An 18,279-nucleotide genomic window follows, 5' to 3' on the forward strand; every position below is an offset into this window, starting at 1 on the left:
CCCGTCCCGCCCGACCCGAGGAGCAGCCGATGCCGAACGTCGCCACCCGCCGTCACGCCCGCTGCGTCGGCGACCTGCCCCGGCTGCTCCTCGCGGTCTCGGCGCGGACGGTCCTCTGGTCGGTGCTGCTGCTCGCACTGTGGGCGTCGCTCCCCGCGGCGTTCGGGTGGCACGTCACGACGGTCGTCTCCGACTCGATGGCCCCCGGCATCCGGACCGGGGACGTCGTCGCCGCGATGCCCGTCGACCCGGACGACCTCGAAGCCGGACGGGTGCTGCTCGTCGAGGACCCGGACCACCGGGATCGTCTCCGCCTGCACCGGCTGGAGCGCATCGAACCGGACGGGGCCCTGCGTCTGCGCGGGGACGCGAACCCGACGGCCGACCGCACGGCCGTCGAACCCGCGGCGGTCCTCGGTGTCGGGGTGCTGCGGTTCCCGTGGATCGGGCTGCCGGGCGTCTGGATCCGCGGGGGCGACTGGACGTCCCTGCTGCTGGCCGGCGTCGTCACCGCCGTGCTCGTCGTCGCCGGGCGGGCCGATCGGGACATCGTCGCCGGACGCCCGTGCCACACCTGCGGCACGCCACGCCGTGACCTCCGCTCACCCGTCGTCGCGGAGCCCCGGACGGCGACCGTCACCGCTCCGACGTCGACCACCGTGCCGGTCGCGGTGTTCACGGCAGCGGCCATCACCCTCACCCTGCTCGCCGGAGCAGGAGCCGGAGCCGGAGCTGGCGCGGGCGCCGGGTTCAGCGGCTCCACCGGGACCGCCTCGGCGCTCGGCACCGGTGGCTTCGGGTGCTTCCACCAGCCGGCGCCGGGCACGTCACTCGCGTGGGACTTCGCCGAGAAGAACGGGCCACGGGTCGTGGACTCGAGCGGGTCCGGGGCCGACGGGGCCTTCACGCCCGCCGCTGCCGCCCGGGTCGACGCGGACTGCGCGACGAACCCCTACGCGACGTTCTGGACCGAGGACGGGGCCGAAGGGTGGGCGGTCACGGACACCGCGGTCGCCGCTCCGAACGCCTTCACGATCGAGGTCTGGTTCCGCACCCAGGACACCGGCGGTGGGCGGGTGTTCGGCTTCGGCTCGGACCGCTCGGCGGCGTCCCAGTACCGCGATCGGCACCTCTACATCGGCGCCGACGGAGTCCTGCGCTTCGGCGTCGAGGGCTCCGGGTCGCAGTTCAAGTTCACGCTCGGGTCGGCCTCCACGGTCACCGACGGAGCCTGGCACCACGCGGTCGCCACCTTCCAGGCTCGCTCGATGGCGCTCTGGGTCGACGGCGAGCTGCAGGGCACCCGGTCCGACGCCGTCACCCTGCGGCAGTACTCGGGTCACTGGCGGGCAGCACGCCAGACACTGGCCGGTTGGCCGAACGCCGGCGACTACGTCTACACCGGCGACGTGGACACGGTCCGGGTGCACGAGCGAGTCCTCGATGCGGCCGCGATCACACGGGCGTTCCAGGCAGGACGCTGACGCCCGGCCGTTCGACGGAACCGTGCCGTCAGTGCGTCGCCTGCTCCACCCGGATGCGCGCGAGGATCTCGCTGCGCAGCTGGTCGGGAGCGGTCTCCTTGCAGGCGCGACGGACGGTCTCCATGAGCACGACGCCGACGCGGTGCTCGGTCTGGCAGTCCTCGCACCCGTCCATGTGCTCGCGGATGTCCGCGGCGTCCTCGTGGCGGAGCTCGTCGTGCAGGAACTCCTCGAGCTCGGCCTTCGCCTTCGAGCAGTCGCAGCCGCTCATCGTGCGTCCTTCCGTCCGGTGCGACCCGTGGCCGCGGTTGCCTTCGTCGTCCGTGCCGCGCCTCGTCCCCGTCCGCGCATCGTCGCCGTCGACGCTGCGTCCGGGACGATGCCGGTCTCGCGGGCGTGGTCCGCCAGGAGCCCACGGAGGAGCCGGCGGCCACGGTGGAGGCGGCTCATGACCGTCCCCACGGGGGTCTTCATGATGTCGGCGATCTCCTGGTACGAGAAGCCTTCGACATCGGCGAAGTACACGGCCATCCGGAAGTCCTCGGGGATGGCCTGCAGGGCGTCCTTCACGGCGGAGGACGGCAGGTGGTCGATCGCGTCGGCCTCGGCGGACCGGGCGGAGATCGACTGGGTGACGCTCTCCGCGCCGCCGAGCTGCCAGTCCTCGAGCTCGTCGATGGTGCCCTGGTACGGGTTCCGCTGGTTCTTGCGGTACGTGTTGATGAACGTGTTCGTGAGGATCCGGTACAGCCAGGCCTTCAGGTTCGTGCCCTGCTTGAACTGGCGGAAGGCGGCGAAGGCCTTGACGAACGTCTCCTGCACCAGGTCCGACGCGTCGGCCGGGTTGCGGGTCATCCGCATGGCCGCACCGTAGAGCTGGTCCATGAAGGGCAGCGCCTGGTCCCCGAACAGGGACCGCAGCTCCCCCTCGGAGACGGTCTTCGCGTCCACCGGCTCGTCTGCGGCGTCGTCGAGGGCTTCGTGCTCCTCTTCGACGGCGTCGAGCTGCACCTCGGTCTCGTCGACCAGGTGGTGCGGAGCTGCCTGCGGTTCGTCGGTCGTCATCGCCGCCAAGTCTAGGCCGAGCGTGCCGAGCGTCGTCGGCACCGCGGTCAGCACGGTCGCCGTGCCGGTCCGCTCTCGTGCGAGTGTTGCTGTCGCCACTGATCCTCCCGGTGCGTTCAGTACCCTGGTGAACCGATGGCAGACACGACGCATTCCCACAGCGGGGCCCAGCCCGCCGACCCCTGGATCGCCCCGGTCGCAGGGGGTCCGCTGCGCGGCGACGTCGCGCTGCCCGGGTCGAAGTCGCTGACGAACCGGGAGCTCGTGCTCGCGGCACTCGCGGACGGCCCCTCGACGATCCGGCTCCCGCTGCACTCCCGTGACTCGGCGCTGATGATCGCGGGCCTCCGTGCGCTCGGCGTCGGCATCGAGGAGCTCGAGCCGGCGGCCGGCACCACCCCGAACCCCTACGGCCCGGACCTCCGGATCACGCCCGCCCCGATGCACGGCGACGTCCGCCTGGACTGCGGACTGGCCGGCACCGTGATGCGCTTCCTGCCGCCGCTCGCCGCCCTGGCCGTCGGACCCGTCACGGTCGACGGTGACCCCTACGCCCGCAAGCGGCCGATGCACGCCATCGTGCAGGGACTCGTGGACCTCGGTGTGGACGTCACGGACGACGGCGGCGGTTCGATGCCGTTCTCGTTCACCGGCACCGGTTCGGTCCGCGGTGGCGCCCTGACGATCGACGCGTCGGCGTCCTCGCAGTTCGTCTCCGGGCTGCTGCTGTCGGCGCCCCGCTTCGCCGAGGGCCTGCACCTCACCCACGTGGGCGAACGTCTGCCGAGCATGCCGCACATCGAGATGACCGTCGCGGCGCTCCGTGCCCGCGGCGTCCGCGTCGACGAACCGTCGGTCGGCGAGTGGGTCGTGCACCCCGGCCCGATCGGCGCGCGCGACGTCACGATCGAGCCCGACCTGTCGAACGCGGCGCCGTTCGCCGTCGCCGCGCTCGTCGCCGGCGGCACGGTCCGCATCCGCACCTGGCCCACCGAGACGACGCAGGTCGGCGCCGACCTCGAGACGCTCCTGCCCCTGTGGGGGGCGAGCGTGGCCCGTGACGGTGACGACCTGGTCGTCGACGGCGGCGTCGGGATCCGGGGTGGGGCCTCCTTGCCGGGTCTCGAACTCGACCTGAGCCGCGGCGGCGAACTCGCCCCGGCGCTCGTCGCGCTGGCCGCGCTGGCGGACGGCCCGAGCGAGATCACCGGCATCGGTCACCTGCGGGGGCACGAGACGGACCGCCTGGCCGCGCTGGCGGCGGACCTCAACCGGTCTGGAGGCGCGGTGCACGAACTCGACGACGGCCTGCGGATCGAGCCGGCGCCACTCCACGGCAGCGCCTGGGGCGCGTACGACGACCACCGGATGGCGACCGCCGGCGCGATCGTGGGGCTCGTCGTCGACGGCGTCGCCGTCGACGACATCGGGTCGACCGCGAAGACGCTGCCGCAGTTCCCGGAGCTGTGGGCGGCGCTCGTGGCGTCCTCGGTGGCCACTGCACCGGTGAGTGGGGACTGACGCATGAGCTGGTGGGACGACACCGACGCTGACGACTCCGACGGGGACGAGCCGTACGGGCAGTACGACGAGTCGAGCGTGCGGGTGCGCCCGAACCCGAAGGGCAACCGGCCGCGCACGAAGACCCGTCCGACGTACGACGACGCCCCGGTCGGCTGGGTGACGAACGTCGACCGCGGGCGGTTCGGCGTGCTGATCGACGACCACGTCATCACGGCGACGAAGGCCCGCGAGCTCGGCAAGAAGTCCGTCGTCACGGGCGACCACGTGTCGCTCGTCGGGGACGTCTCCGGGGATCCCGGCTCGCTGGCACGCATCGTGAAGGTCGCCGAGCGCACCACACTGCTGCGGCGGAGTGCCGACGACTCCGACGAGGTCGAGCGCGTCATCGTGGCGAACGCCGACCAGATGCTCATCATGGTGGCCGCCGCCGACCCCGAGCCGCGCACCCGCCTGATCGACCGGTACCTGGTGGCCGCGTTCGACGCCGGTCTCGACCCGATCCTCTGCATCACGAAGACCGACCTCGCCGACCCCGCTGCGTTCCTGGCGCACTTCGCGTGCCTGGACCTTCGGATCGTGACGAGCCGATCGGACGACGTCCCGTTCGAGGCGCTGCACGAGCTGCTCGACGACAAGGTGACCGTGACCGTCGGGCACTCCGGTGTGGGCAAGTCGACCCTGGTGAACGCCCTGACCGGGTCGACGCGCGCGATCGGCGTCGTGAACTCCGTGACCGGTCGCGGGCGGCACACGTCGTCGTCGTCGATCGCGCTGCGGGTCCGCGACGGCGGGTGGATCATCGACACGCCGGGTGTGCGGTCGTTCGGCCTGGGGCACGTCGACCCCGCGAACGTCTTCCGGGCGTTCGCGTCGCACGCCGTGCCGGTGCTGCCCGCGCGGGACGGCATCCCGCTGGCGCAGGCGCACGACTGGGAGATCGTCGACCGGGTGCAGGACGGGGAGCTGGGGCCGACCGGCGTCGAGCGGCTTGACTCGTTCCGGGCGCTGCTGACCGGGATGGGTGCGTCCGACCCCGGTTCCGAGTAGCGCGCGGGGTGCGCGGCGCCGGTCGGCACCGGTCGGCGGCTGGTCGGCTGCTGGTCGGCGCTGGTCGGCGGCTGGTCACAACACCCCGCGGTGCGTGCGCCGAGCGGTCCCGAACTGTCGACTGGCGACGCGGCTCCCGACAGTTCGTGACCACTCGAGCGTCGGCGCACGGTGAGTCGTGACCGCTCCGGCGCCTGCTCGCACCGGCGCCCGGTTCCCGCGCCCCTCGCACCGAGCAGACCTCGCACCGTGCGAGGGGCGCGGGAACGGTGCGAGGTTGTGCACTCCGTGCGAGCTCGCGGGCCTCGCACCGAGTGGGCAACCTCGGACCGGACGACGTCTCGGCACCGGGCCGGCGTCGACAAGCGCGCATCGGGGTTGTACAGTTGCGGTCGTGTCTGAAGTTGCAAAGTACAACTTTGCGCCGACCCCCGCTGTCGACGCCCCGTCCCCGAGCACGACGACGACGTCGCACGCGCACCACTCCCCCACCCACAAGTCCCCACGAGCCCCGAAGTCGCAGCGGTCCGACAGCGTCCTGCGGCCCGCCGGCCTCGGTCGCGTGCTGCTGACGTTCGCCTCGCACATCCTCGTGCCGCTGTTCCTGGCCGCCGGCATGGGTCTGGCGTACCTCGGCGCCTTCCACGCCCCGGCCCCGCAGGAACTGCCCGTCGGCATCGTCGGCCAGGGCGCGGCCACCCAGGTGTTCGCCCAGACCGTGACCGACCAGTCCGACGGCGCCCTCGTGGCCCACGTGGTGGCCTCGACGAAGGCGGCCGAGCAGCAGGTGCGTGACCGCGACCTCGCCGCCGTGTACGCGCCGACGCCGACGGGTGCCACGCTCTACGTGTCGACCGCCGCGTCGGAGACCACCGCGAGCGCCGCGCAGAAGGTGTTCCTACCGATCGCCTACGACCAGCACGTGCCGTTCCGGGTCGTCGACGTCGTACCCACCGGCGACCAGGACACCACCGGCCAGGGGCTGTTCTTCCTGCTCGTGGCCCTGAGCGTCGGCGGGTACGCGTCCGCGATCGCCGTGGCCTCGGTCGCGACGAAGCTCCGTGCCGTGTGGACCGCGGTCATCGGGCTCGCCACCGCGGGGGTCGTCGCCGGCATCGGCGTGATCGTCGCCGGACCGATCTACGGCGTCATCACCACCCACCACTGGCAGGTGTTCCTGTTCGCCTGGCTCTACGACGCGATCATCGTCGCGCTCGGCGTCGGGCTGCACCCCGTGCTCGGCCGGTGGACCACCCCGATCCTCACGATGCTGTTCGTGATGCTGAACTTCACGTCGTCCGGCGGAATCTTCCAGCCGGCGTTCCAGCCCGGGTTCTTCGCCGCCCTGCACACCTTCTGGAGCGGGGCCGCGTGGCTGCAGGCCGCACAGGACCTGCAGTACTTCCCGGACGCCTCGCTCGGTCGGTCGTCGCTCGTGCTCGCCCTCTGGCTGGCCGCCGCGCTCCTGCTCTGCGTCGTCGTGCACGGGCTCGTCGCCCGCCGCACCCGCATCGCTCGCGAGCGCGAGGTCACCCGGCTCGAGGAAGAAGAGGTCGTCGCCGCGTAGCGACGGTAGGTTGGGCGACGTGGACCTCAGCGCCGACCTGGACTTCGCCCGCTCCCTCGCCGACACCGCCGACGCGATCAGCCTCGAGCGCTTCCGTGCCGCCGACCTGCACGTGACGAAGAAGGCCGACAGCACGCACGTCACCGACGCCGACCAGGCCGTGGAACGGGCCCTGCGCGAGCGGCTCGCCGCCGAGCGTCCGGACGACGCGTTCCTCGGCGAGGAGACGACGGCGGACACCGGGGCCGAGGCCGTCAGCGAAGGGCACCGCCAGTGGGTGGTCGACCCGATCGACGGCACGGCCAACTACCTGCGCGGCGTGCCGGTGTGGGCGACCCTCATCGCGCTCGCGGTCGACGGCCGCCCGGTGCTCGGCGTCGTCAGCGCTCCCGCCCTCGGCAAGCGCTGGTGGGCAGCTGAAGGCTCCGGCGCGTTCTCGCTGGACGGGCCGCTCCGGGTCTCCGGGGTGTCCGACCTCGCCGACGCGAGCCTGAGCTACAACAGCATCCAGCAGTGGGACGACGACGACCGCCTCGAGCCGCTCGTCGACCTGTCGCGCCGGGTCTGGCGCACCCGCGCCTACGGCGACATGTGGTCGTACATGATGGTGGCCGAGGGTGTCCTCGACGTCGCCGGCGAACCGGACCTGAAGCCGTGGGACATCGCGGCCCTCGTCCCCATCGTCGAAGAGGCCGGCGGCCGCTTCACCTCGCTCGACGGCGACCCCGGGCCGTGGCACGGCAGCGCCCTCGCCTCGAACGGCCTGGTGCACGACGCCGTCGTCGAGATCATCCGCCGCGACGCCTAGGCCCGGTCAGCCCCGCTCGGCGGACCCCGCAGCCGAGCCACGGTGCTCGGACTCCTCATCGGGCCGCCGCGCCGCCCGGCGACGCGCCACCAGGTCCACGCCGGCCAGCACGAGCGCCAGCGCCATCAGCGACACCGTGAACGTCGTGCCGCTGCGGAACGCGTCGTGGTACGCGTCGAGACGCCCGCCCGGCCCGCCGGATCCCGACCCCGCCGCCTCGCTCCGCACGATCCCGTAGAAGATGCTGGTCGCGACCGCGGTGCCGATCGCCGTGCCGACGCGCTGCCCGAGCTGCTGCATCGACCCCGCCACCCCGGACTGCTCGACGGGGATCTCGGCCAGGGTCAGGGTCTGGTTCGGCGACACCACGAACCCGCCACCGAGTCCGCCCACCAGGAACGCGCCGGCCATCGCCCACGGCGTGACCTCCGGCGGGGTGGCGACGGCGGCGACCATCAGCAGCAGGAAGCCGATGACGACCATCCCGAGCCCGGCGACCACCAGCGCCCGCCCGACCCGGTCCACGATCCGTCCGCCGATGTAGGAGCCCACGGCACTCGTCGCGGCGAAGGGGATGCTCACCATGCCGGCGAACAACGGCGACAGCCCGAGGCCCTCCTGCAGGTACAGCGTGACCATGAGGAACGACGCCGGCAGCGCCGCGAAGTAGACGGCCACGATCGACAACCCGTTGCGGTACGACGACAGCCGGAACAGCTCGAAGTGCACCACGGGCGACTTGCCCTGCCGCTTGAACCGCTGTTCCCACAGCACGAACAGCACGAGGAACACCGCGAAGCCGACGAGCCAGAACCAGCGGGTCGCTGAACCACCCCCGCCGCTGGTCAGCACGAACGGCAGCATCAGGGTGATGATGGCGGCACCGAGCAGCACGATGCCGACGACGTCCAGTTCGCGGTCCTGCGCCTTCCCCTGGGCACCCTTCGGCAGCAGGCGGACGGCGAAGAGCAGCGCGGCGATCCCGAGGGGCACGTTCATCCAGAACAGCAGCCGCCAGCCGGACTCCTCGCCGCCGATCGCGATGAGGCCACCGCCGATGGTCGGCCCGAGGGCGGTGGAGATGCCGATCATCGCCCCGAAGAGCCCGAACGCGCGACCCCGCTCCGGTCCGCGGAACAGCTGCTGCACCAGTCCGATGACCTGGGGCATCTGGATCCCGGCGGCGAAGCCCTGCAGGATCCGGGTGACGATGAGGACCTGGATGTTCGGGGCGACGGCGCACAGCAGGCTCGATCCGGTGAACGCGCTGAGCCCCACGATGAACATGACGCGCCGGCTCTTCAGGTCGCCGAGTCGACCCGCGGGCACGAGGGCGAGGCCGAACGCCAGCGCGTACCCCGCCACGATGAGCTGGAGCGACGAGCTGGTGGCTCCGAGGGACTGCTCGATCGAGGGCAGCCCGACGTTCACCTTGGACAGGTCGAGGATCGTCAGGGCCGCGACCGCCACGCAGACGGCGAAGGCCCGCCAGCGGGTGCGGTCATCGAGGCGGGCGTCGGTCGGTTCGGCGTTGGACATCCCGTCCGTGCTACACCTGCGACGACGAACGAGGTCCGGACAGACCTGTACCCCGGTTCCGTCCGGCGGACCCGGATCGGGGTGCAGAGGGCGGGTGCCACACCCCCCTCGTGGCCCCCCGTACTGGGGGCACCGTTCTGGACATCTGCTCACCGGAGTCCGCTCGGCGGGCCGGTACCTGAGTTATCGTGCTCCAGACGGCAGGTCACGTGACGCTCTCGGATTCCCTAGATCCGGACGGCGGAACAGACCGGTCGTGTTCGTCCGAAGACCCTAACCCGAGGGGTGATACAGACGATGACATCATCGTTCCCGAGCGGAACCGAGTGCACCCACACTCGTCGACCGCATCCAATCCACGACAGTTCCGGCGCGCGCTCAGTCGCCGCCGCTCGTCCGCACTCCGTCACGGTCACCCGCCGTGCAGCAGTCCGGTCCGCCTCCGTGCGCCCCGTCGCAGCGACCCCCGTGTTCGCCGACGCCCGCCTCGCAGCATCCGCCTCTGGACCCGGAGGCCGGTGAGTCATGGCACTCACCGGTCGACGTCTCGAGGTCGACCGGATCGCGACCCTCGCAGTGCTCCCACGGGAGTCCGCGATGGTCGTGGTCGGCGACCCTGGTTCCGGACGCAGCAGCGTCCTCGACGCGGTCTCGAACCGCGTTTCCCTCCCCGTCGTCCGGGTCGGTGTCAACGGGAGTGAATCCCGCTGGCCGCTGGCCGGGGTGACCTCCCTGTTCACCGCGCTCGACGACCCCCGAGCGACCGCACACATCGCCCACCTGCTGCAGGCCGGCGGGACCGCGGCCGCCGTGACGGCCGGGCTGGCGGCGGCGCACGACTTCCTCGACGCCGTGCACGCACTGACCCTCCCGCCGACGCTCGTCCTCATCGACGACCTCGACCGGATGGACACGGAGAGCCAGGAGCTCATCGCGTTCCTGGCCGGACGACTCGCGGGCACCGCCCTGCGCGTCGTGGCGACGGTCCGTTCGGTGCCGTCGGACGGTCCGCTCGCGGCCCTGCCGATCCTGCGCATCGAACCGCTGCCGTCGGACGAGGCCCTGGTCCTCGCCCGGGCCATGGCACCGGCCGAGGCGAACGACGGCGTCCTCGCCGTCCTCGCCGAGGAGACCGGTGGCAACCCCGGCGCGCTCCGCGAACAGCTCGCGGTGCTCACCCGGGAGCAGCTCACCGGCGCGGAGCCGATCGTGCTCCCGCTCCGACCCACTCCGACGACCGAGGCCATCGCGGCGCTCGCACTCGGGCCCGCCGCGGGACGCGATCTGGACGTCCTCGCGAAGCTCGCCCTGGTACCCGTCGCGAAGACCACGGCGTGGGACCGCGACGAGCTGGACGACCTGGTCGGGGCCGGTCTCGCGACCGTCCGCGGGCAGAGCGTCACCGTCCGGCACCCGCTGGTCCGTTCCGCGCTCTACTGGCGGATGCCCGCCCGTGACCGTCGTGCGGCACACGCCGAGCTGGCCACGGCGAGCGCGGAGACCGACCCGCGGTCGGCTGCGTGGCACCGGAGCTTCGTCGACGACGTCCCCGACGTGGTCGCGCTGCTCCGGGCTGCACGGTCGTACGTCGTGGACGGCAACGTGCACGCCGCGATCGCGCTGACCGAGCGTGCCCTGCACATCGGCGGTGGGACCGAGGACGAGCACGTCGCGCTCCTCGGGGTCGCGGAGGCCATGCTCGGCAAGCGCCTGCTCGGCTTCGCTGCGCGGTACCTCGCTGCGCTCCGTCCGTTCCGGACGACGCCGAACGAGGTCCGCCGGCTCCGGCTGCAGTACTCGGCCGAGTACCTCAGCGGTGACGCCGTGCACGCGGACGAGCTGCTCGTCCCCGTCGACGCGACCGAACCGTCGGAGGTGGACGCCGTCGCCGGGCTGATGGCCATGGTGGCGTGCTTCCGTGCCGAGGCGTGGGAGCTCGACCAGGCGAAGGACCTGCTGCACCGGATCGAACCGCTCGAGGGGTCGGCGTCCGCGCACACCCTCGAGATCACGACGACCGCGCGGGAGCTCATCGCCGCCGTGGACGGCGTGCTGCCGCCCGACACCGAGCTGCACGACGGGCTCGCGACGTCGGAGCTCGTGGCGATGTCCGACCCGGCCCTGCTGCTGCTCGCCCACGCGCTGAGCATCGGCGAGCGCTACCGGAGCGCGCGACGGGTGTTCGCACTCGTGCTCGCCCGTGGGCAGGAGACCGCGGCGGTGTGGACCGAGGCGGCCCGCTACCTGACGTCCGAGAACGAGGTGCGCTCCGGCAACTTCCGGCAGGCGCTCCGCGCGATCGACGTGTGGGAGTCCGGTTCGTCCGTCGCCGAGCGGTTGCGTGAGCCCTCCCGGGCGATCGCCGTCGCGTGGCGGCACTTCGCCGAGGGCCGTTCCGCCGAGGCGCTCGACGTCGTGGACCGGTGCCTCGAGCACCGTTCGACGAGTCGGCTCTGGGGTGCGACGGCGAAGCTGCACGCGCTCCGCGGCAAGGTCCTGCTGCTCGACGGCCGCCTCGACGAGGCAGCCACCGCGCTCGAGGCCGCCGACGCCATCGGTCGGTCGCTCCGGAACCCCGCGGTGCTCCGGCACCTCGGCGACCTGGTCGAGGCGTACGTGCGTCTCGGACGGACCGACGACGCGCGGACGATCACGGCCCGCCTGGCGGCTGACCACCATGCCCGTCCCGGGCGCTGGGGTGCCCTCGTGCTGGCGCGGAGCCTCGCGCTCGTCGCCGACGACACCACCCGCGAGTCGGCTCGTCGCCGTGCGCTGGAGCTGTTCCAGCCGCACGACTCGCAGTACGAGCGGGCTCGCACGTTCGCTGCGCTGGCCGCGGTCGGCAACCCGGCGGAGCGTCCGCGCCTCGGTGCGGCGGCCGCAGCGGCGTACGAGGCGGCCGGCCTGCGTCGACCGCTGGTGACGCCGGCGCCGGCTGCGGCGATGCCGCAGTTCGGCACGGGCTCGTCGTCGATCCGGTCCGGACCCGTGCTCTCGCCGGCGTTCCCGGGGACGCCGCGCAGCGCCCCCGACGCGTCGGCGGTGCTCACGTCACTGACCGCCGAGGAGCGTGCGGTGGTGCAGAAGGTCACCGAGGGGTACCGCAACCGCGAGATCGCCTCGTCGCTGTTCATGTCGCAGCGCACGGTGGAGCTGCGGCTCACGCAGATCTACCGCAAGGTCGGCGCGCGGTCGCGATCGCACCTGGTCGCGCTCCTCACGTAGGAGACGCACCACAGGACGGAGGGGAGGCCCGGTACCAGCTGGTACCGGGCCTCCCGTCCGTCGTCCCTCGCTTGGTGCGACGGCGGTTGCGGGAGTCCGCACGCGACCGCAGCGCGGTGTGCCCCCGCACGCGGGGAACCGCAAGAGCGTCCGACGGGTGTTGCCGTGTGGTCGGCGGCGGGTGAGGCTTCTCCTGCACCGACCGCCGTGCCCCTCCCCCGGGGGCCAGCCCGCGGTACCCCGTCCGGTACCCGAACCCCTCGGCCCAACGACACCGACGTCCGTCCTCGCCTGATCCGAGGACGGGCGTCGGTTCCCGGGCCGGGAGGCCCCGGACGCGCGGCAGACCCGACGGCGGTCGGTGCCGCACCAGTCCCACCTCCCCGTTCCACCCACCCTCGTTCCCCCGAAGGGACAGCCGATGTGCGGCATCATCGCGGCCCGCGTGTCTGACGACGCGACCCCCTACCTGCTCGACGGACTCGAACGACTCGAGTACCGCGGGTACGACTCCGCCGGCATCGCCGTCCGGACGGCCGTCGGCCGTACCGAGACGATCCGCTCGGTCTCCCGCGTCGGCGACCTGCGCACGCTCGTCGCTGCGCGCTCCGGTGACGCGCTCACCGGCGTCGGCATCGGCCACACCCGCTGGGCCACGCACGGTGCCGTGCGCGAGGCGAACGCGCACCCGCACGCCGACTGCACCGGCCGGATCTCGATCGTGCACAACGGCATCGTCGAGAACGCGGACCGGCTGCGCGAGATGCTCGAGGCGCAGGGCCACCGCTTCCGGTCCGACGTCGACTCCGAGGTCATCGCGCACCTGGTCGAGCGGGCGCTGGCGGTCGACCCGGACCTGATGCTCGCGGTGCAGATCGCGACGGCGCAGCTCGAGGGCTCGTGGGCGATCGTGGTCCTGGACGCCCGGGACGGCCGCATGGTCGTGGCGGCGGACCGGTCGCCGCTCGTCGTCGCCCGCTCCGGCCGCGGTGACTTCGTGGCGAGCGACATCGGCGCGATCGCCGAGTGGTGCGAGACGTTCGTGGCGCTGCGCGACGGCGACGTCGTCGAGCTCGGTGAGGCCTGGACCTGGTCGTCGGACGGCATCACGGTTCCCGTGCCGTTCCCGACGCCGTCCCCGTTCGCCGCCGCCGCGCTCGACCTCGGCGACCACACCGACCACATGGCGAAGGAGATCGGCGAGCAGGCCGACGTCGTCGCGACGATCCTGGACAGGGTGACCCGCCGCACCGCCGACGGCAGCATGTGGGTGGGCCTCGGCCTGGCCGGCTTCCACCGGCTGGCGATCGTCGCCTGCGGCACGTCGCTGAACGCGGGCCAGGTGATCGCGACCGCACTGCGCGGGATCGGTGGTGTGCCGACCGACATCGTCGTCGCGAGCGAGGCCGACCAGGCCGTTCTCGGTCCGGGCACCCTGGTCGTCGCGATCAGCCAGTCCGGTGAGACCGCTGACGTGCTCCGCGCCCTGGACCGGTTCGAGGACCGCCACCCGGTGCTCGCGCTGACGAACAACATGCACTCCTCGCTCGCCCGACGGGCCGACGCCGTGCTCGACTGCCACGCCGGCCCGGAGATCGGGGTCGCCGCCACGAAGACGTTCACGGCGCAGGTCGTCGTCGGCGTCGCGGCGATGATCTCCGCGATGGTGGCCTCCGGCCGGATCGAACCGTCGCGCGCGCAGGTGCTCGTCGACGAGCTGCTCGACCTGCCGGCACGGATCGAGCACGCGGCGCGGGTGTCCGCCGAGCGGATGCCGCTGCTGGTGTCGAGCGTCAAGGAGGCGACGGGCTTCCTGTTCCTCGGCCGCGGCGCCGGACTGCCGTACGCCGCCGAGGGCGCCCTGAAGCTCAAGGAGCTCAGCTACCGCTGGGCCGAGGCGTACCCCGCCGGCGAACTCAAGCACGGGCCGCTCGCGCTGGTGGACGACGGCACCCCGGTGGTCGTCATCGACCACGGTGAGCCGAAGATCCAGTCGGCGATCGCCGAGGTCCGGGCCCGCGGTGGCTTCGTCATCACGATCGGCGGCGAGTCGGCGGACATCCCCGCGCTCGGCCGCCGTGGCACCGGTGACCTGGCCTGGGGTGCGATGACCGCGCCGTGGGGTCCGCTCGAGGCCGTCGTGCCGCTGCAGATGCTCGCGCGGGAACTGGCCCTGCAGCTCGGGTGCGACGTCGACAAACCCCGGAACCTCGCGAAGTCGGTGACGGTCGAATAGCCGGGCGCCGACGCGTGAACCGCCTGACGGTGTTCCTCGCCGTCCTCACCGCCCTGGCGATCACCGGCACCGTGGTCCTGGTCACGGTGGTGCTGACGACGCCGGTGCTCCCCTGACGCCGGTCCCGCAGGGTCTTCCTGGGCGGGGCTGCGATGCTGGTCACTTGACCACCGCAGCCCCGCCCCTCGTCTTCGTCGCGCTCCTCGTCGGCGCCGTCCTGCCGTTCGTGCCGTTCGTCGGCCGGGTGGCCCGCATCGCCGCGACCATCGCGCACGAGGTCGGGCACGCGATCGTCGTCGTGCCGTTCGGCGGGCGGATCCAGCGGATCGAGCTGCACCCGGACGGGTCCGGCGAGGCCTGGGTCCAGCTCGGCCGGGTGCCCGGCGGCATCCGGTGGCTCGTCCGGATCCTGAACCTGTACGCCGGGTACAGCGCACCCCTCTGGGCGGGGGTGCTCCTGGTGACCGGGGTGCTGCACGGCTCCCGCTGGCTGCCTGTGGTGGTGCTCGCGGTCATCGGGCTCGTCGCGCTGGCGTTCGTCCGGAACTGGTTCGGCTTGCTCGTCGTGCTCGGCTTCGACGCGCTCGCCCTGTGGGTGGCCGTCCGCCCGTCCGAGACGACCGTCCTGGTGGTCGCCGCCGTCGGGGCCTTCTTCGTCGTCGACGGCCTGCGCTCGGTGGTGCAGGTCGGCCGCTGGCTGGTCACCGGCGCCCGGGTGCAGACCGACTTCCACATCGCCGCGGCCGAGATGCGGGTGCCGGCGTCCCTGTGGTTCGTGCTGTTCGTCGCCGTGAACGCCGTCGCGGTGTGGCTGGCGCGCGAGCCGCTGCTCCAGGTCTGGGACACCGTCGTCGCCGGGGTCCGCGCGCTCGTCTGAGGCTGCGCTCGCGTAACCGGGGGCCGCAATCGCCTGTCCGCGGCGAGGGGCTGCGAGGCTACCGCCAGACGACCCCCGGAGGTGTCCCATGGCGACCGACGACCACGGCTTCGCGACCGAGCAGGTACACGGCGGCTTCGTGCCCGATGCCGGGCACGGCGCCCGGGTCCCCGCGATCCACATGTCCTCCGGGTTCCTGTTCGACGACTTCGACCAGGCCCGCGACCGCTTCGCCGACACCGACGACGGCTACACCTACACGCGCCTCGGCAACCCCACGAACGCCGACGTCGAGCGTCGCGTGGCGCTGCTCGAACGCGGTGTCCAGGCGATCCTGGTCGGCAGCGGTCAGGCTGCGGCGACCGTGGCGTTCCTCGGGCTGCTGCAGGCCGGCGACCACGTCGTCAGCGCCCGGAGCATCTACGAGGGCACGCGCGGCCTGCTGCTGCAGAACCTCGGCCGGCTCGGCATCGAGGTCGACTTCGTCACCGACGCCCGCGACCTCGACGCCTGGGCCGCCGCGGTCCGCCCGAACACGAAGGCGTTCTTCGCCGAGACGATCCCGAACCCGAAGAACGACGTCCTCGACATCACCGGCGTCGCCGAGACCGCACACCGCGCCGGCGTCCCGCTGATCGTCGACAACACCCTCGCCACGCCGTACCTGGTGCGCCCGGTCGAGCACGGCGCGGACATCGTCGTGCACTCGGCGTCGAAGTTCCTGTCCGGCCACGGAGCCGGACTCGGCGGCGTGGTCGTGGACGGCGGCCGGTTCGACTGGACCGCCGCCCCCGAGCGCTGGACCCACCTGACCAGCCCCGAACGGTCCCTCGGCGGCGAGAGCTACGTCGAGCGGTACGGCAACCGGGCATTCGCCGTGTTCGCCCGCGACGTCGTGGCCGCACGCATCGGCCCGGCGCCGTCCCCGTTCAACGCGTTCCTGCTCCGCCAGGGCATCGAGACGCTGTCGCTGCGGGTGGAACGCCACTGCGCGAACGCGCTGGCCGTCGCATCCTGGCTGGACCAGCAGCCGGAGGTGACGAGCGTCGACCACGCGGGCCTGGCCTCCAGTCCGTTCCACGACCTCGCCCAGCGCTACCTGCCCCGCGGAGCCGGGTCCGTCTTCGCCTTCACGCTCGCCGGTGGCGAAGCCGCCGCGCGGGCGTTCATCGACGCCGTGCAGCTGTTCAGCCGGATGACCCACCTGGGCGACGTCCGCTCGCTGATCCTGCACCCGGCGACCACCACGCACGCCGGCCGCACGCCGGAAGAGCGAGCCGAGCAGGGCATCAGCGACGGCCTGGTCCGCCTGTCGGTCGGCATCGAGGACGTCGCGGACCTGCTCCGCGACCTGGAACGCGGGTTCGCCGCGGTGCGGTCCGCAGACGCCGCCGCTGGCCTGGAGGCACGTGGAGCGTCGGACGCGCAGCGCACGGCAGCCGGTTGGCCGGCCCTCGACCGGCAGGAGCGCTGAATGGCCGAGCTGCAGCACTTCGGGTACTTCTTCTCGCGCGGCTTCGGCCCGCAGGCCTGGGGACGGTCCGACTGGGACTGGGGCCACGACTGGACGAAGCCGGACCTGTACCAGCAGTCCGTCCGGACGCTCGAGCAGGCCGGCATGGACCTGGTCATCGCCGAGGACGCCGTCTCGCTCGGCTCCCCCGCGACCCTCGACCTGCGCATCCGGCAGGCGTACGGCGGCCCGAAGCACGACCCGCTGCTGCTCGCCCCGTACCTGTTCGCCGCCACCTCGCACATCGGCATCGCGCCGACGGTCAACGCCGGGATCACCCCGCCGTACTTGGCGGCACGGCAGTTCGCGACCCTGGCGCACCTGTCCTCGGACCGGCTGGGCATCAACGTCGTCACCGACGTCGGCAGCGCACGCCACGCCGGCCTGCCGCCGCTGCCGCACGACCAGGCGTACGACCGCGCCGAGGAGTGGATCACCCTGCTCCGCCGGCTCTGGCACTCGTGGGGCGACGCGTACGTCGGCGCTCCGGATTCGTGGCACTTCGCGGACGGCGACGCGCTCGACGCGTTCCACCACGAGGGCGCCCACTTCACCGCCGACGGTCCGCTGAATGCCCTGCCGCTGGCGTCGGACCCCGTGGTGGTCTCCCCCGGCGGCTCGGGTCGAGGGCTCGCGTTCGCCGGGGCCCACTCGGACGTGCAGCTCGCGCTCGCGCCGCTGTCCGCCGCCGCGGTGACGGACTACCGCGCCCGGGTGATCGCGGCAGCCGAGGCCGCCGGGCGGTCCACCGCGGACCTGCGGATCCTGTTCGTGCTCAAGCCCGTCATCGTGTCCTCGCCGGAGGAGGCCGACCGCATCGTCGCGGCGTCCGAGCACCCCACCGACGACGCGCTGCGTGCCGCGGCGATCGCGTGGTCGAGCGACTCCGAGACCGACCTGCTCGCGCTCGACCTGGACGCCCCGGTGCCCGACGGGACCTTCGGTGACCACGTCTCGGCCGGCACGATCCGCGGGCTGCTCGGGGACACCCCGGACGCACCGCTGCGGGAGCTGCTCACCCGCAAGGCGCGGCAGGGGCGGATCACGTCACGCTCGGGGTTCGTGGGGACCGCCGACGAGTTCGCGGACTTCATCGAGGAGCTCGGCAGCGACGCCGACAACGACGGGATCATCTTCTCGGGTGACCTGCACCCGGCGCAGATCCACCGGACGTTCGGCGACCTGGTACCCGTGCTCCGGCGCCGCGGGCTGCTGCGACGGGAGTACGGCGCCGGAGGCATCCGGGCGAACCTGTTCGACTTCTAGCGGGAGCGGCTGCGTCTGCGTCGCTGTCCGGCGGCACGGGCGCCCCGTCGACCGTTCGGTCCGGATCCGCGGTCCGGACGGTCGATGTGCCGCACCACCCGTCGGCGTGAGGCTGGACCCACCACACC

At 72.8% G+C, this 18,279-nt stretch carries 13 protein-coding genes; 10 read left to right on the plus strand and 3 right to left on the minus strand.

What is annotated here, in order from left to right; genetic code table 11:
- Window positions 1-29: 29 nt before the first annotated feature.
- Window positions 30-1,484, plus strand: a complete 1,455-nt coding sequence (locus ACZZ9K_RS03710; RefSeq protein ID WP_463443348.1) for a LamG-like jellyroll fold domain-containing protein — start codon at window positions 30-32, stop codon at window positions 1,482-1,484.
- A 28-nt stretch (window positions 1,485-1,512) separates the two neighbouring features.
- On the opposite strand, the gene ACZZ9K_RS03715 is transcribed toward ACZZ9K_RS03710, so the two are convergent.
- Window positions 1,513-1,755: a zf-HC2 domain-containing protein gene (locus ACZZ9K_RS03715; RefSeq protein WP_027465838.1), complete on the minus strand. Its 243-nt coding sequence runs from the start codon at window positions 1,753-1,755 to the stop codon at window positions 1,513-1,515.
- Window positions 1,752-2,603: a sigma-70 family RNA polymerase sigma factor gene (locus ACZZ9K_RS03720; RefSeq protein WP_463444730.1), complete on the minus strand. Its 852-nt coding sequence runs from the start codon at window positions 2,601-2,603 to the stop codon at window positions 1,752-1,754. Before ACZZ9K_RS03720 ends, ACZZ9K_RS03715 begins: the two co-directional genes overlap by 4 nt.
- 81 nt (window positions 2,604-2,684) lie before the next feature.
- Here ACZZ9K_RS03720 and aroA point away from each other — a divergent pair, with 81 nt between their 5' ends.
- The 4 genes from aroA to hisN all read left to right on the plus strand — a co-directional run bounded on the left by aroA (window position 2,685) and on the right by hisN (window position 7,495).
- Window positions 2,685-4,070, plus strand: coding sequence for a 3-phosphoshikimate 1-carboxyvinyltransferase (aroA, locus tag ACZZ9K_RS03725; RefSeq protein WP_463443349.1), 1,386 nt, complete (start codon window positions 2,685-2,687; stop codon window positions 4,068-4,070).
- Between the two features lie 3 nt (window positions 4,071-4,073).
- A complete protein-coding gene (gene rsgA, locus ACZZ9K_RS03730; protein ID WP_463443350.1) occupies window positions 4,074-5,120 on the plus strand; it encodes a ribosome small subunit-dependent GTPase A in 1,047 nt (348 codons plus the stop codon).
- Between the two features lie 394 nt (window positions 5,121-5,514).
- A complete protein-coding gene (locus ACZZ9K_RS03735) occupies window positions 5,515-6,687 on the plus strand; it encodes an ABC-2 transporter permease (protein WP_138803643.1) in 1,173 nt (390 codons plus the stop codon).
- 19 nt (window positions 6,688-6,706) lie between these two features.
- Window positions 6,707-7,495 (plus strand): histidinol-phosphatase, encoded by a 789-nt coding sequence (gene hisN, locus ACZZ9K_RS03740; protein WP_138803644.1) that lies wholly within the window; start codon window positions 6,707-6,709, stop codon window positions 7,493-7,495.
- 6 nt (window positions 7,496-7,501) lie between these two features.
- Here the strand turns inward: hisN and ACZZ9K_RS03745 are convergent, their stop codons facing one another.
- Window positions 7,502-9,034 (minus strand): MFS transporter, encoded by a 1,533-nt coding sequence (locus tag ACZZ9K_RS03745; protein ID WP_463443351.1) that lies wholly within the window; start codon window positions 9,032-9,034, stop codon window positions 7,502-7,504.
- A gap of 525 nt (window positions 9,035-9,559) precedes the next feature.
- On the opposite strand from ACZZ9K_RS03745, the gene ACZZ9K_RS03750 reads away from it, so the two are divergent.
- The 5 genes from ACZZ9K_RS03750 (at window position 9,560) to ACZZ9K_RS03770 (ending at window position 18,151) form a co-directional block, all read left to right on the plus strand.
- Window positions 9,560-12,259 carry a helix-turn-helix transcriptional regulator gene (locus ACZZ9K_RS03750; RefSeq protein ID WP_463443352.1) on the plus strand — a complete coding sequence of 900 codons (2,700 nt, stop codon included), beginning with the start codon at window positions 9,560-9,562 and terminating at the stop codon, window positions 12,257-12,259.
- 421 nt (window positions 12,260-12,680) lie between these two features.
- Window positions 12,681-14,495, plus strand: coding sequence for a glutamine--fructose-6-phosphate transaminase (isomerizing) (gene glmS / locus ACZZ9K_RS03755; RefSeq protein WP_463443353.1), 1,815 nt, complete (start codon window positions 12,681-12,683; stop codon window positions 14,493-14,495).
- Between the two features lie 163 nt (window positions 14,496-14,658).
- Entirely contained in the window at window positions 14,659-15,372 is a 714-nt protein-coding gene (locus ACZZ9K_RS03760; protein WP_181440067.1) for a M50 family metallopeptidase, read from the plus strand.
- 88 nt (window positions 15,373-15,460) lie between these two features.
- Entirely contained in the window at window positions 15,461-16,846 is a 1,386-nt protein-coding gene (locus ACZZ9K_RS03765; protein ID WP_138803648.1) for an O-acetylhomoserine aminocarboxypropyltransferase/cysteine synthase family protein, read from the plus strand.
- On the plus strand, window positions 16,847-18,151 hold the full coding sequence (locus tag ACZZ9K_RS03770) for an LLM class flavin-dependent oxidoreductase (RefSeq protein WP_463443354.1): 1,305 nt from the start codon (window positions 16,847-16,849) through the stop codon (window positions 18,149-18,151).
- Window positions 18,152-18,279: the final 128 nt, after the last annotated feature.

The sequence above is a fragment of the Curtobacterium sp. AC268 genome (genome assembly GCF_979258745.1).